General features: G+C 70.7%; 11 protein-coding genes and 3 riboswitches. All 11 genes read left to right on the top strand.

Annotation, left to right across the window (positions count from 1 at the left end):
• The first annotated feature begins 650 nt into the window (after positions 1 to 650).
• Positions 651 to 1,766 (top strand): YhcG family protein, encoded by a 1,116-nt coding sequence (locus tag D7X55_RS20935; protein ID WP_121723988.1) that lies wholly within the window; start codon positions 651 to 653, stop codon positions 1,764 to 1,766.
• A 20-nt stretch (positions 1,767 to 1,786) separates the two neighbouring features.
• A riboswitch (cobalamin riboswitch) is annotated at positions 1,787 to 2,023 on the top strand.
• Positions 2,024 to 2,071: 48 nt separating this feature from the next.
• Positions 2,072 to 4,042 (top strand): TonB-dependent siderophore receptor, encoded by a 1,971-nt coding sequence (locus D7X55_RS20930; protein WP_121723987.1) that lies wholly within the window; start codon positions 2,072 to 2,074, stop codon positions 4,040 to 4,042.
• The gene (locus D7X55_RS20925; RefSeq protein ID WP_120551459.1) at positions 4,023 to 5,630 is read left to right on the top strand and encodes an MXAN_6577-like cysteine-rich protein; all 1,608 of its coding nucleotides are present in this window, start codon (positions 4,023 to 4,025) and stop codon (positions 5,628 to 5,630) included. The genes D7X55_RS20930 and D7X55_RS20925 overlap by 20 nt, the downstream gene beginning before the upstream one ends.
• A gap of 33 nt (positions 5,631 to 5,663) precedes the next feature.
• Positions 5,664 to 5,887, top strand: a riboswitch (cobalamin riboswitch).
• 152 nt (positions 5,888 to 6,039) lie between these two features.
• A complete protein-coding gene (locus D7X55_RS20920; protein WP_121723986.1) occupies positions 6,040 to 7,407 on the top strand; it encodes a hypothetical protein in 1,368 nt (455 codons plus the stop codon).
• 8 nt (positions 7,408 to 7,415) lie between these two features.
• Positions 7,416 to 8,093 carry a cell surface protein gene (locus tag D7X55_RS20915; protein WP_121723989.1) on the top strand — a complete coding sequence of 226 codons (678 nt, stop codon included), beginning with the start codon at positions 7,416 to 7,418 and terminating at the stop codon, positions 8,091 to 8,093.
• Between the two features lie 144 nt (positions 8,094 to 8,237).
• Entirely contained in the window at positions 8,238 to 8,570 is a 333-nt protein-coding gene (locus D7X55_RS20910; RefSeq protein WP_120551457.1) for a hypothetical protein, read from the top strand.
• Positions 8,571 to 8,695: 125 nt separating this feature from the next.
• Positions 8,696 to 9,997: a hypothetical protein gene (locus D7X55_RS20905; RefSeq protein ID WP_121723985.1), complete on the top strand. Its 1,302-nt coding sequence runs from the start codon at positions 8,696 to 8,698 to the stop codon at positions 9,995 to 9,997.
• 109 nt (positions 9,998 to 10,106) lie between these two features.
• A riboswitch (cobalamin riboswitch) is annotated at positions 10,107 to 10,195 on the top strand.
• 190 nt (positions 10,196 to 10,385) lie between these two features.
• Complete coding sequence (locus D7X55_RS20900; protein ID WP_121723984.1) at positions 10,386 to 11,690, top strand: hypothetical protein; 1,305 nt, start codon at positions 10,386 to 10,388, stop codon at positions 11,688 to 11,690.
• A 2-nt stretch (positions 11,691 to 11,692) separates the two neighbouring features.
• Positions 11,693 to 12,463 (top strand): cell surface protein, encoded by a 771-nt coding sequence (locus tag D7X55_RS20895; protein ID WP_121723983.1) that lies wholly within the window; start codon positions 11,693 to 11,695, stop codon positions 12,461 to 12,463.
• A 262-nt stretch (positions 12,464 to 12,725) separates the two neighbouring features.
• Complete coding sequence (locus D7X55_RS20890; RefSeq protein WP_120551453.1) at positions 12,726 to 14,420, top strand: FHA domain-containing protein; 1,695 nt, start codon at positions 12,726 to 12,728, stop codon at positions 14,418 to 14,420.
• Positions 14,421 to 14,598: 178 nt separating this feature from the next.
• Positions 14,599 to 15,873 (top strand): serine/threonine-protein kinase (locus tag D7X55_RS20885; protein ID WP_233609966.1); only part of this gene is annotated, 1,275 nt, incomplete at its 3' end.

Below are 15,873 nucleotides of genomic sequence, written 5' to 3'. Positions count from 1 at the left end.
CCGCGGCCTCGCGCACGTGCAGCTTCCCGTCCAGGGGCAGCACGTCCAGGAGGACGTTGAGCGAACCGTCCTTGTTGACGAACGCGCTGCCCGCGCGCACCCAGATGCTCCCGCCCTTGCCCTCGCGGATGGAGAACACCGCCAACCGCTTCCCCGCCATCAGCATCGACACGCTTCCCCCTTCAGACTTCCTCCCGCGCCACCACGGCCCGGGCACCTCGCTGGCTCGACCGCCTGAGGTCGCGTCGGGGCATGAGCAGTCCGCGTGCCAGCGGCGTGCTCCTCTGAAGTGGATTCAGCGCACCGTGCGGAGGTGCGCGCGGCGTCCACGCGCGGAGATGGGCGCGGATGCTCCAGCGTGTGTCTTGCGCGGTGAGAGAGTCCGTGGCGTGAATTGTCTCCGCACTGCGGAGACAATTGGGGGACGCACTTCGCGCCAAGATGGAGGTGCAGTGGCACCGGTGGTGCAAGGCGTTGGAGCCGTGAGCAGGCGCAATAAGCCCGTAAGGATGGTAGTGAGCAGCGCCCCGGAAATGACGGGTGCGACTTCGAACCGTGCTGGGAAATCGCCGGCGACGGTGGCACACCAGGACTCGACGGTACGCTCGCGTCAGCTGCTTGTTGATGCTCCCGGCGACCAGGAGGTTTCGATGCTCGTCCACGACCTCAGCTCCATGATCGAGGCGTCTCGCAAGCAGGTGGCGGTCGCCGCGAACGCCGCGCTCACGACGCTGTACTGGCAGATGGGGCATCGCGTCCTTACCGAGGTGACCGGTGGGCAGCGCGCGGAATACGGGGGCCAGATTGTCTCCGCGGTGGGGAGACAATTGGAGGCCCGCTATGGGCGTGGCTTCGGTGAGAAGAACCTGCGCCGGATGGTCCAGTTCGCCACCGTGTTTCCCGACGCGGAGATTGTCGCAGCACTGCTGCGACAATTGGGGTGGACCCACTTCACCCTGTTGATTCCGCTCAACGACCCGCTGAAGCGCGAGTTCTACGCCGAGATGTGCCGCGTCGAGCGGTGGAGTACGCGCGAGCTGCGCCAGAAGATCGACAGCATGCTCTTCGAGCGCACAGCACTCTCCAAGAAGCCTGAAGAGCTCATTCGGGGAGAACTCGCAGCGCTGCGCGAGGAGGGCGAGCTCACGCCGTCGCTCGTGTTCCAGGACCCGTACATGCTCGACTTCCTCGAGCTCGCCGACACCTACAGCGAGAAGGACCTCGAGTCGGCCATCCTCCGCGAGATTGAGCGCTTTCTGCTCGAACTCGGAGTGGGCTTCGCCTTCGTTGAACGTCAGAAGCGCATCACGCTCGACGGCGACGACTACTACCTCGACCTGCTCTTCTTCCATCGGCGCATGCGGAGGCTCGTCGCCATCGAGCTCAAGATTGGCGACTTCAAGCCCTCGGACTCCGGCCAGATGGAACTCTACCTGCGGTGGCTCGATCGACACGAGCGCCAGCCCGAGGAGCAGGCTCCGCTCGGCATCATCCTGTGCGCGGGCAAAAAGCGCGAGACGGTCGAATACCTGGACCTCGACGCACGTGGAATCCATGTCGCTGAGTACCTGACGGAGCTGCCTCCGCGTGAGGTCCTCCAGGAACGTCTCCACCGCGCGATTGCGTCCGCGCGTGCGCGGCTTGAAGGTAGGACTGGGAGCGAGGTGGACGTCGCTTCCAGCACGTCAGCCGCGGCGATCAGGGGCCCGAAGCGGAAGCCCCGGGGGAGGAAACAACGGCTCCGGTCCACACAGGGCGCGCCTTGACGGGCCTGGGGTGACCTCCTAGAACGGCCCGGCCCTTGGGTGCCCATGCCGGGCCTTCAAGAGGGAAGCCGGTGCGAGTCCGGCGCGGTCCCGCCACTGTGAACGGGTTGCCCTGAGGTCCAGGGCTGGAAGCCTCGGCTGTCACCACTTTCGCCTCGGGCGAAGGGAAGGTGGAGGGTTCCTTCCAGAAGGGCGCAACGTGCGCCCACGTCTGGAGTCCGTCAGCCAGGAGACCTGCCCAGGGGTGCGGCAGCGGTGCTGCCGTCAGGCCTTCTCTCTTCGACGGAGGGAGCGGAAGGCGGAGCATGCGACGCTCGCTTCCCGCCCAGGCCTTCTTCGGCTGGGTGATCAGCTTCCAGGCACAGGCCCAGACCGGGCAGGAAACGCCTCTGCCCGAGTTCGTCCTCCCCACCGTGGAGGTCATCGGCAAGGAAGTCCCCGAAGCCCCCGTCGACTCCGCCCGGCGCCGTGACCCCACCGGCGCCATCACCGTCATCGACGCTCGCGAACGCGCTGGCGAGGCCCGCGATACCGCGGAGCTGCTGGGCGGATCCGCGAGCCTCGTCGTGCAGGACTCCGGCGGCTATGGCCAGAGCAAGAGCCTGGTCGTTCGCGGCGCGTCGTCCAATGGCGTGCTCGTGTTCCTGGATGGCATCCCGCTCAATGGCGCGGGCGGCGTCGCGGACCTGTCGCTCATCCCCGTCGCGCTGCTGGAGCGCATGGAGATCCTTCGCGGCGCGGCCGGTGCCCGCTACGGCGCGGGCGGCCTGGGCGGCGCGGTCAACCTCGTCACCCGCGCGCCTTCGTCACGGCTGCTCTCCAGCGGTGAGGTCACCTACGGCAGCTTCGACACCGTGATGGCCCACGTCGCCGCGTCGGGCTCGGTGCTCGATGGGCAGGCGCTGGTGCTGCTGCACGGTGGCCGTTCCCAGGGCGACTTCAGCTACCGCGTGGACGAGCTGCCCGCGCTGGATGACAACCCGCTCACGCAGGAGGTGCGCACGCGCAATGACGCTCGCGGCGGCGGCACGCTCCTGAAGTACCGCCATGGCCTGGACGGTGGCGGACGCGTGGACGTGCTCGCGGAGCTGTCGCTGGAGGACCGCGCGCTCGCGGGCACCGTGCAGAACCCCACCGTGTCCCGCCGTCAGGACCAGACGCGTCTGTCGCTGGGCGCGCGCTGGGCCCGGCCCTTCGGCGACACGGGCGAGGGCAGTGCTCGCGGCTTCTTCCGCCGCGACTGGCTGGACGTCACCGGTGGCTCCACCGGCGTGGACTCCGGCGCGCAGCGCTACACCGTGGGCGGGGTGGAGCTGGAGGGCCGCGCGGTGCTGGGGCCCAACGCGCTCGCCGTCACGCTCACCGGCTCGTCGGAGTCCGTCACGCAGGCCTTGGGCGGTCAGGCCGCGTCGTGGTGGCGCGCGAGCGTCATGGCCATGGACGAGCTGTCCCTGTTCTCCGAGCGCCTGAAGCTCGTGCCCTCGCTGCGCGTGGAGCGCGTGGGGCACTACTCGCTCCTGTCTCCCAAGCTGGGCGCGAGCGTGGACCTGGGCCGTGGCTTCGGCGTGCGCGCCAACGCGGGCCAGTCCCACCGCGCGCCGTCGTTCCTGGAGCTCTACATCCGTCAGGGCCTGCTGCTACCCAACCCGGAGCTCAAGCCCGAGCGCGCCCTCTCCGTGGACGCCGCCGCCCTCTGGCGCGACGACGTCTGGAGCGTCACCGCGGGCGGCTTCGCGGCGGTGTACGAGAACCTCATCGCCTACGAGCTGTATCCGCCGAACCTGGCCAAGCCCTACAACTTCGCCGCCGCTCGCGTGTGGGGCGCGGAGGTGGAGCTGGAGGCGCGGCCTCTCGCGTGGCTCACCGCCACCAGCAGCTATGCGTGGACCCGCACGCAGAACCGCTACGGCGACCCTCGCTACTTCGGCAAGGAGCTGCCGTACCGGCCTCGCCACAAGTGGGTGGGCCGGCTGCGCGTGGGGCCGGACTGGCTCAATGGCCGCACCGAGGTCCTCATCCAGTCCTCGCAGTTGATCAACCGCGTGGGCGAAGCGCGCCTGTCCCTGCCTTCGCGCACCTGGGTGAACGTGGGGGCCTCCAGCACGTTCCTGCACCGGCCGGACCTCACCGTGTCGTTCGACGTGAAGAACCTGCTCGATGCGCGGACCGCCGACTTCACCGGCATGCCGCTGCCCGGCCGCGCCGTCTACGTGACGCTCGCCGTGGCGCTCGACCCTTCTGCTTCCGAGGACTCCCATGTCGCGTCCCCTCCCTGATGCGCGGCTCGCGCTGCTGCTGTCGGCCCTGGCGGCGGCGCTGCTCACCGGCTGCCCGGAGGAGAAGGTCCTGTGCACCTCCGGCCTGGACGTCTGCGGCGCCGAGTGCGTGGACCTGCAGGGCGACCCTTCGAACTGCGGCGCGTGTGGCACCGCTTGCGGCTCGGGAGAGACGTGTCAGGCGGGCGTGTGTGGCTGCCAGCCGGGCACGGAGGTTTGTGGTGACGCGTGCGTCGCGCTCGCGAGCGACCCGCTGAACTGTGGTGCTTGCGGCGCCGCGTGCCCCTCCGGACAGGTCTGCGAGTCCGGCTCGTGCCGCGAGGGCTGCTCCGCCGGTGCCGAGCGGTGCGGGGACAGCTGCGTCGTGCTCGCGAATGATCCGCTCAACTGCGGTGCTTGCGGCGCGGTGTGTCCGGACGTGCAGTCGTGCCACTCGGGCCGGTGCATGTATGACGTGGTGACGGCCTGCTACACCAACGGGCAGCTCGTCGGCATCCAGGCGGGGACGGACCGGATGGGGCCCCGGCGGCAGTTCGGCTCGGGCGTGCAGGCGCTGGCGGCCTGGGATGGCGTGGTGCTGGTGGCGGACGCGGCGCGCTCGGTGCTGTCGCAGGCTCCGGCGGGGGCGCTGGGGACGGTGGCGGAGGAGGACTCGCTGGGCGCGGTGGCGGCTTCGCCCAATGACATCCTCGTGGACCCTCCGTATGTGTATGTCCTCGACTCGGTGAACAACACGCTCCAGGTGCTCAAGCGGGAGGGCGCTTCACAGGGTGGGGGATTGGGATTGCGCACGGTGGGGCAGGTGAACCTGGGCGCGAACACCAGCCCGCAGGCCATCGCGAAGCGCGGCGACACGTTCTACATCCCGCTGTTCGGCACGGCCGGATCCGACTTCAAGCAGGGCAACGCCGTGGCTCGCGTCAGCGTGAGCGACCCGGAGAAGCCCCGGCTCGTGGACACCGTTCCGCTCACCGGCCTGGACCTCAAGTCCTTCGACGGTGGGACGACGATGGCGCTTCCGTACGCGGCGGTGGCAGTGGACGCGGGCGTCTACGTGGCGCTCACCAACCTGAACCCCGCGAATGACTACCTGCCCAACGGGCCCGGGATGCTCGCGCGCATCGACCCGGCGGATGGCGGGGTGCACGCCATCGACCTGGGAGCGAAGGACTGTCTCAACGCGGGCGACGTGCGGGCCGTGGGCGACCAGCTGGTGGTGAGCTGCCTGGGCGAAGCGGTGTTCGACACCGCGAGCGGCTACCGCGCCAAGGCCGTGCGGGCCACGGGGCTGGTGCTGGTGAAGGATGACAAGCCCGTGGCGTCGTATGCGCTGTCTCCGGGCTGCACCGGCGGGCCGGAGAACGGCTGCGACCTCGCGGTGGGCGGACGGCTCGCGGTGGTGGGCAATGCCGTGTACGTCACGGACGTGAACGCGGGCCGCGTGTTCGTGGTGGAGGTGCGCGACGGCCAGTTCGTCGAGCGGCGCGGCAACTCCACTCCGCAAGCGAAGGGGCCCGCGTTGGATGCGTGTCCGGTGGACTCCCGGCGCGGCATCTCCAATGCCATCGACATCGTCGCGGTGCCTTGAAGCGTCGCATTGACAAGCCCTGCCGTCCGCCATACTCCAGCGCGCGTCGTTGGTACGCCGCACCCGCACGGTGTGGCGTTTAAAGGGAACCCGGTGTGAGTCCGGGACTGCCCCGCAGCGGTGAGCAGGAACGAACGCCGTCCTCGCAAGCACTGGCTCTGGAATGGGCTGGGAAGCGACGGCCAGTAGGTGGGTGACCCGATGAGGGCCACCCGCGCCTGTGAGTCCGAAGACCTGCCACGACCCATGCCTCCGGGCATGGCCAGACCGGAGCCTCCGAGGGGAGGTGACGGAGGTCTTCCGCTCGCGCGGCGTGTCGTGTCCTGACGTGTCCCTCGTTCGCGGTCCGCTCTCCGTCCACGCCCCTTGGATTCACCTCGCCCGTGGGGGCGATGCAAGGGAGTCGCGGATGAAGACCGAGCGGATGATGACGGGACGGGGTCTCAAGAGCTTCGCGTGGGGACTGACGGCCCTCGTGATGGCGCTGACCAGCACGGGTTGCGGCGATGAGTGCGTGGATGCCTTCGACTGCCGCGACCAGGGCGCTCCCCCCGAGGGACAGCGTTATGCCTGCGTCGAGAACAAGTGCGAGCTGACGACCGTCCCCGTGCCGGATGCGGGCGCGGAGACCGACGCGGGAACGAGCACCGACGCGGGAACGACGACCGATGCGGGCACCAGTACCGACGCGGGGACGACGACCGACGCAGGCACCAGTACGGACGCGGGCACGGATGCCGGAACGGAGCCCGATGCGGGCTCGAATGATCCGTGCGACACCGCTGCCTACGATCCGAAGCTGGGCACGCTCCAGCTCCAGACGGGCTTCGTGGCCGGTGAGGCCGCGACGCTGCCCTCGGAAGCGGGCCCGGTGGGCGTGACGCCGGGTCCCACGTACTCGCTCTACACGGTGGTGTCGAAGGACTCCGTCGGCCCGCATGCGCTGTACTCGCTGGGCACGTGGCCTCAGGTTGCACTGGGCACGACGCCGCTGTTCGACGTGGCGGCTCCGTCGGACCGGGGCCCCTCCGCTTCGCTCTTCCTCAGCCCCTTCCTGGAGACGGATGGCCAGCGCGTCCTCACCGGCTACACGAAGTCCGGCGGCGGCTTCCCGGGCTCCGTGGGCGTGTATGACAGCGCCGCTCCGTCCTCTCCGGCCTACGTCTCCGCTCCGAGCAACTTCTCCGCGGGCGTCGTGCCGGGCGCGTTCCTCATCAACGGCGGCGGGCTCGATACCGTGTCCGCGGGCCTGGCCGTCTACGCACTGAAGACGGACGTCACGCCGTACACCTCGCTGAAGGTGGGCACGCTCCCGCCGGAGACCGGTGGCAGCGGCTTCACCGCCGTGTCCACCAACGGCGTCGCGATGCTCGGCTACTTCTCCGATGACACCTTCCTCAACGAGGGCCGCGCGGTCGCCCCGGCGGTCATCGCGCAGGCGCTCTCGTCCGGTACGCCGTTCGCCGTGGCGGATGCGCCCGCGCTGGACGTGGGCTCCAACTTCGTCGCGGCCTCGGGCCACGGCGATGGCGTGTCCGTGCTCCGCGGTGATTACGTCCCGCCCGCCTACAACTTCGCCGGCACGGACGTCTCGCGCTTCGCCTTCACCGTGACGAACGCCGGCGCGACCGTGTCCGTCGGTGCCCGTCAGCCCGTCCTCGTGTACGCGGACCAGTGCACGCGCGTGACCGGGCTGACCGCCATCGGCGCGGACCTGCTCGTCGGCGTGGATGACAAGAACGGCGCGCGCCTGGTCCGCATCCAGCAGGCTCAGTGAGCACGCCCATGAAGACGACCCTTCTTCCGAAGTCGTGCGCGTTGGGCTTCACCGCGCTCCTCACCGTGGCTTGCGGCGGCGAGGACTGGCAGGACTCCCTCCAGGCCTGGTCTCTGGTGGGTGATCCGTTCGCGGACCGCATCGTGTCCTTCACTCCTGGCGCGGCCGCCGGGTTTGGTCAGAGCCAGCTGCCGGGCATCGTGCTGGGTGCGCCGCAAGGCGATGGCGCGAGCTCGGGCTCGCTGGACGTGCTGTCGCTCGGGCGCAATGGCGTCATCGTGCTGGAGTTCACGGACATCGCCGTCACGGATGGGCCGGGCGTGGACCTGCTCGTCTTCGAGAACGCGTTCCTCAAGCCCACCGGCAAGCCGTTCGCGGAGACGGGCGTGGTGGCCGTCAGCGACGACGGCGTCACCTGGCACGAGTTCCCGTGCGCGTCCTCCGACGTGGCGAACAACTACCCGGGCTGCGCGGGCGTCACGCCCGTGTACTCGAATCCCTCCAATGGCATCCCGGCCACCAACCCGGCCGTGGCGGGCGGGGACGGCTTCGACCTGGCGAGCGTGGGCCTCACCCGCGCCCGCTTCGTGCGGATCCGCGATTCGGGCGCCAACGGCTACGCGGGCACCAGCGGCGGTTTCGACCTGGATGCCGTCGCCGTCGTGAACGGCGTGCAGCTGCCGTAGTCGCGCCGCGAGCACCGGGGCCGTTCTCCAGCGGACGGTCCCGGCGGCTTCGTGCGCTCATACCGCGCGTCCGGGCCGCGCGAGGCTTCCGGGGTGGGGGTGGCGGCATTACATGCCCGCTGTCCCTCCCCCGGATGTGCTTCCATGAATCGTCGTCTCGCCTCACTCGTCGTGTTGCCAGGTGTCCTGCTTGGCGCGGCCGCCATCTCCCTCATGCCCTCGGCGGCCTGGGCCCAGACGTCCCGCACGCGCGCCGCGCCGCAGAAGGAAGCGCCGCCGCCGCCCGCGCCTCCGCCGGCAACGGCGTACGAGTACACCTTCGTCAAGCGCGAGGGCCCGGACGAGGACCTCGCGGAGCTCCAGCGTCTGGGCGCGGAGGGCTGGCGCGTGGTGTCCACCGTCGTCGTGGACGGCAGCACGCGGCGCTACGTGCTGATGCGCGACCGCCGCGCGGAACCCACGCCACGCGCGCCCTGAGCCGGGTCGCCGGCGTCCCTTCCGCGAGTGAATTGGCTTGCGGTGACTCCGCGTGTCTGTCTCTTCCTCGCCGCCACCGATACCCGTGCGCCATCAAGGCCCACGGGCAAGGAGCGAGGACACGGATGCGCAGCAACACGATGTGGATGGGCACGCTGCTGGCGGTGATGCTGGGGAGCGCGGGCTGCGGCGAGGAGTGTGTGGACTCCTTCGACTGTCGTGACAAGGGAGCGGCCTCCGAGGGTCAGGCCTGGGCCTGCGTCGAGGAGAAGTGCACCCAGGTCGCCATCAACAACAACACCGGTGGCGACGCGGGTACGCAGACCGACGCGGGCACCAGCACCGACGCAGGGACCGAAGCGGACGCGGGCACGGAGACCGACGCGGGGACCGAGCCGGAGCCGAACCCCGACCCGTGCGAGAGCGCCACGTATGACCCGAAGCTGGGCACCCTCCAGCTCCAGACGGGCTACGTGGCGGACGAGTCCGCGCCGGTGTCTGGCCTGGCCAACTCGGGCCACATCGTCGTCACGCCCGGCCCCACGTATTCGCTCTACGCGGTGGTTGGGGGCTCGGTGCAGTCCTCCGAGGCGCCGGTGGTGTACTCGCTGGGGACCTGGCCCCAGGTGGAGCTGGGGGCTGCGCCGCTGTTCGACGTGCTCGCTCCCGAGGACCGGGGCACGACCCCGGGGTGGATCGCCAGCGCCCTCGTGACGGATGGGCAGCACCTGCTCACCGGCTACATGCGGCCCAGCGGCGGGATTGCTCCGGCAGCCGGAGCCGTGGGGATCCACGACCTCGCCGCGGCGGAGGCCTCCACCTATCTCCCCGCGCCCAACATCCTGTACGCGGGCGCCGCCCCCGGCCTGTTCCTCACCGTCAGCGATGGCCTGGGCACCGTGTCCGAGGGGCGGAGCGTCTACGCGCTCAAGACCGGCGCCGCTCCGTTCACCGCCTTCAAGGTCGGCACGTTCCCCGAGAACAACAACGGCGGTGGCGCCATCAGCGTCTCCAGCAACGGCGTCGCGATGCTCAGCTACCTTGCCCCGTCGGACAATCGCTACCACGGCCACGCGGTGGCACCGGCCGTGATGGAACAGGCGCTCGACACGGGGACGCCATTCGCCGTGGCGGATGCCCCCGAGGCGTTCAGCTTCCTGGGCCCTGTCTCCGCGATGGGCGACGGCGTCGCGGTGCTGCGCGGCGGCGACACCCCGCCCGACTTCGCCTTCACGGATGTTGCCCGCTTCGCCTTCACGGTGACGAACGCGGGCGCGACCGTCACGGTGGGAGCCCCCGAGCCTGTCCTCGTCTTCCCGAACCAGTGCACCTTTGTTTCGACGATGATCCCCATGGGTTCGGACCTGCTCGTGAAGGTGCAGGACAAGAACGGCGCGCGGCTCGTCCGCATCCGTGACGCGCGGTAAGCGTCCTCCGGGCGCCGCGGTGAACCCGCGGCGCATTGACTTTGCCTCGGGGGCGCCATAGTCCCGCCCCGTCATCGATGCTCTCCCGCCATGGGGCGTGGGGGCTTCCAGGGAACCCGGTGCGAATCCGGGACTGCCCCGCAGCGGTGAGCAGGAGCGGCGTTCGCACGAACCCCGCTCCCGCGAGTCCGAAGACCTGGCGACGACCCGGTGTCCCTCCCTTCGGAGGGCCCGGCGACAGACCGGAACCTCCGCGGGGAGCTGACGGCGAAGACAGGCCTCCCGGGTGCGGCACGCGCCCGGCGGTCCAGCGTCTTCCGTCCGCCCAGCCTCCCGCCAGGGGCATGCCTTCCGCATTTCGTGCGGGAAGGCCAGGAGCGAGGACGCGATGCGGACCGACATGAAGCGGATGGGCACGAAGGGCCAGCGAGCGGCGCTGATGGGCGCGCTGCTGGCGGTGGTGCTGGGCGGCACCGGCTGCGGCGATGAGTGCGTGGACGTCTTCGACTGCCGCGACAAGGGCGTGGCCCCGGAGGGCCAGGCCTGGGCCTGCGTCGAGGAGAAGTGCACCCAGGTCACCGTCGACATCGAAGGGAACGACGCGGGCACCGACGCCGGCACGCAGACCGACGCGGGCACCGGGACGGACGCGGGCACCGATGGTGGCACGGGGACCGACGGCGGCACGGTCGCCTGCGCGACGCTGCCTCGCGAGCAGGTGCTGGGCACGCTCCAGCTCCAGACGGGCTTCACCGTCGCGGAGTCCGCGGCCCTGTCCACGGAGGTGCTCGCGGTGGTGTCCACGCCCGGCCCCACGTACTCGCTCTACGCGCTGCGCCAGACGGCCACGGGCCGTGACGTCGTCGCGCTGGGCACCTGGCCGGACGTGACGCTGGGGGACACGGCCATCGACACGGTCCTCGCGCCCGCGGATCGCGCTGACCCGACCAAGGCCTTCCCGTCCTACTTCCTGGCTCATGACGGCACGCGCCTGCTCGCGGGCTACACGAAGAGCGGCTTCCCCGCGCCGGGCACCGTCGCGGTGATGGATCCGTCCAAGCGCGAAGCGACGACGTACCTCGACGCCCCGTCCAACTACACCGCCGTGGGCACCACGGACGCGTTCTTCATCAACGGCGGCGGCCTGGACACGGTGTCGGGCGACCTGGGCGTCTACGCGCTGGTGACCTCCGCGAAGCCCTACTCCGCCGCGAAGGTGGTGGACTTCCCGGCGCAGGTGGGCGCCAGCGGCTTCTCCGCCATCGCGGAGAACGGCATCGCGGTGTTCGGCTACGCGGCGGTGGACACCTACGTGAACGTGGCCCATGCCGTGTCCAGCACGAAGCTGGCGGAGGCGCTGTCCTCGCGCACGCCGGTGGTGCTCGTGAACGAGCCGAAGGTGGACGTGGGCTCGGACTTCAACGCCGCCGCGGGCTTCGGCAACGGCGTGGCGGTGGCGCGCGGCGCCTACGGTGCCACCAGCTTCGTCGTCACGGACGTGTCGCGCTTCTCGCTCACGCCCGGCCTGGGCGGCAACCAGCCCATCAGCGTGGGCACACGCGCGGCGGTGCTCAACGCCACGGACGCGTGCACGAACGTGGACCTGCTGTCGTCGCTGGGCGCGGACCTGCTCGTGGGCGTGACGGACGTCAACGGCCGCCGCCTCGTGCGCATCCAGCAGGCGCGGGAGTGAGCATGCGCCCGCTGCTCGCGCTCGGCGCGCTGCTGACCCTGGGCGCGTGCTCGGGCGACCCAGAACCCGCTCCCATGCCCACGGGCGACATCGTTGATGCCGGCACCCTCGTGGATGCCGGCGTCTCCGATGCCGGGACGGACGTCGACGCTGGGACGGAAGCCGATGCCGGCACTGACGCGGGCTCGCGTCCGGTGGATCCGTTCGCGGACCGGGTGACGGCGTACCAGTTCGGTGACTCGGCCGGCTTCGGGCAGGACCGCCTCCCGGACGTCGTGCTCGGGCCTCCGGTGGGCACGGGGCAGTTCTCCGGCTCGCTGGACGTGCTGTCGCTGGGGAAGGGCGGGTCCGTCACGCTGGAGTTCACCGACCTGTTCGCGGTGGATGGCCCCGGCGTGGACCTGCTCGTCTTCGAGAACGCGTTCCAGAAGGTGGGCGGAGACATCTTCGCGGAGACGGCCCGGGTGTCCGTCAGCGACGACGGCGTCACCTGGTTCGACTTCCCCTGCGACGCCACCGACAAGGACGGCGGTTACCCGGGCTGCGCCGGAACGCATCCGGTGTTCACGACGCCCGGCAACGGCGTGTCCCCCACCGACCCGACGGTGGCGGGCGGGGACGCCTTCGACCTGGCGGACGTGGGGCTGTCACGCGCGCGCTTCGTGCGCCTCACCGACACGGGGTTCAACAGCTACGGCGGCACGTCCGGCGGCTTCGACCTGGACGCGCTGTCGGTGGTGAACGGGCAGCTCGCGGACGGCGGCATCCCCTGAGCACGCGCGCCCCACCTGCCTCCCGGCGACGCGGAGGCGGGTGGGGTGGGGGGCCCCTGCCACACACTGCGCGTGGGTGACTCCCTCTTCATCCACCGCCCCAGGTGAACTCCGACCCCAGGCTCCCTCGCGCATCCCGAGGGAGCCCCGGGTATGACGCGACGCGGGAGGGCTGCCGGGGCCTCGCCTGGATGCCCGTCTTCCACGGGAAAACGTCTCGGACTCTCGGAAGATTGGGAGGTCGTGTAATGTCTTGCGCCCGATGTGGCAGATCATCATCAACGGCCCCGGCTACTTCGACACGTCGTACGACCTGCCGGAGGGCGTGACCAGCCTCGGCCGTGCGGACGAGAACGACATCGTGCTGGGCGGCGACCTGGTGTCGCGCCGGCACGCGCGCCTCTACGTCGAAGGTGACGTGCTGCGCATCGAGGACCTGGGCAGCCGCAACGGCAGCCGGGTCAACGGCTCGCCCCTGCAGGGCAGCAAGCACCTGAACGCGGGCGACACCGTGACGCTGGGGGAGAACACCCTGGCGGTGCGCCAGCCGCACACGGTGGAGAACGCCGCCACGGAGATGATGGACCTGGGCGCGGGCGGCGTCGTGCGCTTCGGGCACGGTACGGACGTGGGCCCCTCCGTGCTGCTGGCCAAGAACGTCAAGGACGCGGACGTGCTGCGCCTCCTCGACAACGTGGGGCCGCTGCCTTTCGACGACGCGTTCTCCGGTCCTTCGCCCGTGCCCTCGGGCTCCGCCGTGGCCAGCCCTCGCGTGTCCTATGAGACGCTGGTGCTGCTGGTGCACGCCGCGGAGGCGCTGGCCACCGCGCGCACGCTGACCGCGTTCCTGGAGTCCGCCATGGACCGGCTGCTGGAGCGCACGGACGCCACGACGGCGGTGGTGCTGCTCAAGCACGCCACCGGGCCGCTGGTGCCCGCGGCGGTGCGCCACCGGGGGCGGCTGGCCAAGGGTGAAGTGCCCGTGTCGGACGCCATCGTGGACGAGGCCATCCGCCAGGGCCGCGCCATCGCGGTGGGCGACGTGAAGGACGACCGCCGCTTCGCCGGACGCGAGAGCGTCATCATGTACGGCGTGGACCGGGTGCTGTGCATCCCCATTGGCACCGAGCCTCCGTTCGCGGGCGTGCTCTACGTCAACGTGCCCGGCGGCGGCGACACCAGCCTGGAGCTGATGCTGGACGCGTGCACCGCGGTGGCGCACCTGGTGGCCAGCGGCGTGCAGCGCTTCGCCGTGCGCGACGGCTCCAGCACGGACCGGATGCGGCGCAACCTGGAGCGCTACCACTCGCCGGAGGTGGCCGAGCGCCGCTCCGCCGAGGCCCAGCGCACCGGCGGCAAGCTGCCCGGCCTGGAGGAGAAGAACCTCACCGTGCTGCACGCGGAGCTGGCGGACTTCGGCGCTGTCATTGGCCGGCTGGGCGCGGCGCGGGCCACGCAGCTGCTCAACGACTTCCACGCGCGCATGAGCGGCATCGTCTTCTCCTTCGAGGCCACCGTCGAAGGCTTCCTGGGCGAGTCCATGCGCGCGCTCTTCGGCGTGCCCTACGCCAAGGGCGACGACGCGGTCCGCGCGGTGCGCGCGGCGCTGGCCCTGCGCGCGGACTGGGAGCGCGGCATGGCCCGCAGGCCCCAGGACGAGCGCTGCGACCTGAGAATCGCGCTGCACTCCACCAAGGCGCTGGTGGGGATGATCGGCACGGAGGCCCGCACGGAGTACAGCGCCGTGGGAGAGGGCATGGGGGTGGCAGGCTGGCTGGCCTCCACCGCGGCGCCCGGCCAGGTGCTGATGACGGGGAAGCTGCTGGCGGCCACCGGGGCCCGCTTCGACGTCATGCCCCTGGGGGAGCGGGTGGTGCGGCCGCCCCGGGACAAGGTGGCGGTTTTCGAGGTGATTGAAGAGGACATGGGCATGCTGACCAACCCCGGTATCCGGTGAGGCGGCCGGCGCGGCCGGTTGACGGGTTGAAGCGGGGGGCCTGCCCGGGGTTCAATGCGGTTTCCGTGGTGGACCCCCGCACCGCATGAACTCTTCGACCCAGCCCGCCCGATTGCGTCCCTTCCGGCCGCAGCCCTTCGGCCGGTACACGCTCCTGTCGCATCTGGCCACCGGCGGCATGGGGGAGATCTACCTCGCCCGCCTGGAGGGCGCGCAGGGCTTCGAGAAGCTGTGCGTCATCAAGAAGATCCTCCCGCAGTTCGCGGAGGACCAGGACTTCGTCGACCGCTTCGTCGGTGAGGCGCGCACGCTGGTGCGGCTGGGGCACGGCTCCATCGCGCAGGTGCTGGACATGGGCGTGCACGAGGGCGAGGCCTACATGGCCCTCGAGTACGTGGACGGCAAGGACCTGCGCAAGGTGGCCGCGCGCGTGCGCGACCGGCAGACGCCGCTGCCGCTGACCTTCGTGCTGTACGTGATGGGCCGGGTGCTGGACGCGCTGGCGTACGCGCACCGCAAGCGGGACGAGGAAGAGAAGGAGCTGAAGCTCGTCCACCGGGACATCTCGCCGCAGAACATCCTCATCTCCTACGAGGGGGAGGTGAAGGTCATCGACTTCGGCCTGGCCAAGAGCCGGCTGTCGGCGGCGAAGACGAACCCCAGCATCATCCTGGGCAAGTTCCTCTACATGTCGCCCGAGCAGGCCCGGCACCAGCCGGTGGACCGCCGCAGCGACCTGTACGCGGTGGGCCTGTGTCTCTACGAGCTCATCTCCGGCAAGAACCCCTTCGACGCGCTGCCGCCCGGCGAGTTGATGTCCGCCGTGGCGAACCCGAAGGTGGCGCCGCTCAACGAAGTGGAGCCGCTGACGCCGCCGGCGGTGTCACAGCTGGTGGCGAAGGCGCTGGCGGTGGAGCCAACGCAGCGCTTCCAGACGGCGGAGGACTTCCGGGTGCGCCTGCAGGCGTGCCTGATGGAGATCGACACCAGCGCGGGGCCGGAGAGCGTCAGCCGCTTCATGCGCGACCTGTTCTCCGCGGACTACCAGTCCGAGCGGCGCCTGCTGACGTCGCTGCGCGAGGTGTCTCGCGACATGCGCGGCAGCGGCACGTACGAGTCGCTGGCCGCCCCCGCGCCGCGCCCGACGATGCCGGCGGCCCCGCTGCCGCCCAAGACCATCCGCCTGGATGGTCCGGTGGAGCCGCTGTCGTTCCACCCCACGCCCCGCAGCCGCGAGGACGGTGGTGGCGCGCGCGACGACGGTGAGACGCGCCCGGGCGTGGTGGTGGACGAGTCCACCCGTCCCGCCTTCCCGGTGGAGGCGCTGGAGGAGGCGGCGCGCGCGAAGATGCGGCCCAGCCCCGCGTCGTCGGATCCGTCGCCCACGGTGGAGGTCCGCCAGGACGCGATGGAGCGGCCCACCATCCTCGAGGGTCTGCCGGCCATCCGGCTC

It is taken from the genome of Corallococcus sp. AB049A (assembly GCF_003668885.1).
In the GTDB taxonomy this organism is placed as follows: Bacteria; Myxococcota; Myxococcia; order Myxococcales; family Myxococcaceae; genus Corallococcus; species Corallococcus interemptor.
The sequence above is the reverse complement of the archived record's forward strand: the minus strand, read 5'-3'. Positions and strand labels throughout refer to the sequence as shown.

What these genes read in the sequence shown, in the direction of transcription:
- D7X55_RS20935 (WP_121723988.1), top strand. Translation starts at nt 651, where the DNA reads ATGCTCGTCCACGACCTCAGCTCCATGATCGAGGCGTCTCGCAAGCAG.
- D7X55_RS20930 (WP_121723987.1), top strand. Translation starts at nt 2,072, where the DNA reads ATGCGACGCTCGCTTCCCGCCCAGGCCTTCTTCGGCTGGGTGATCAGC.
- D7X55_RS20925 (WP_120551459.1), top strand. Translation starts at nt 4,023, where the DNA reads ATGTCGCGTCCCCTCCCTGATGCGCGGCTCGCGCTGCTGCTGTCGGCC.
- D7X55_RS20920 (WP_121723986.1), top strand. Translation starts at nt 6,040, where the DNA reads ATGAAGACCGAGCGGATGATGACGGGACGGGGTCTCAAGAGCTTCGCG.
- D7X55_RS20915 (WP_121723989.1), top strand. Translation starts at nt 7,416, where the DNA reads ATGAAGACGACCCTTCTTCCGAAGTCGTGCGCGTTGGGCTTCACCGCG.
- D7X55_RS20910 (WP_120551457.1), top strand. Translation starts at nt 8,238, where the DNA reads ATGAATCGTCGTCTCGCCTCACTCGTCGTGTTGCCAGGTGTCCTGCTT.
- D7X55_RS20905 (WP_121723985.1), top strand. Translation starts at nt 8,696, where the DNA reads ATGCGCAGCAACACGATGTGGATGGGCACGCTGCTGGCGGTGATGCTG.
- D7X55_RS20900 (WP_121723984.1), top strand. Translation starts at nt 10,386, where the DNA reads ATGCGGACCGACATGAAGCGGATGGGCACGAAGGGCCAGCGAGCGGCG.
- D7X55_RS20895 (WP_121723983.1), top strand. Translation starts at nt 11,693, where the DNA reads ATGCGCCCGCTGCTCGCGCTCGGCGCGCTGCTGACCCTGGGCGCGTGC.
- D7X55_RS20890 (WP_120551453.1), top strand. Translation starts at nt 12,726, where the DNA reads ATGTGGCAGATCATCATCAACGGCCCCGGCTACTTCGACACGTCGTAC.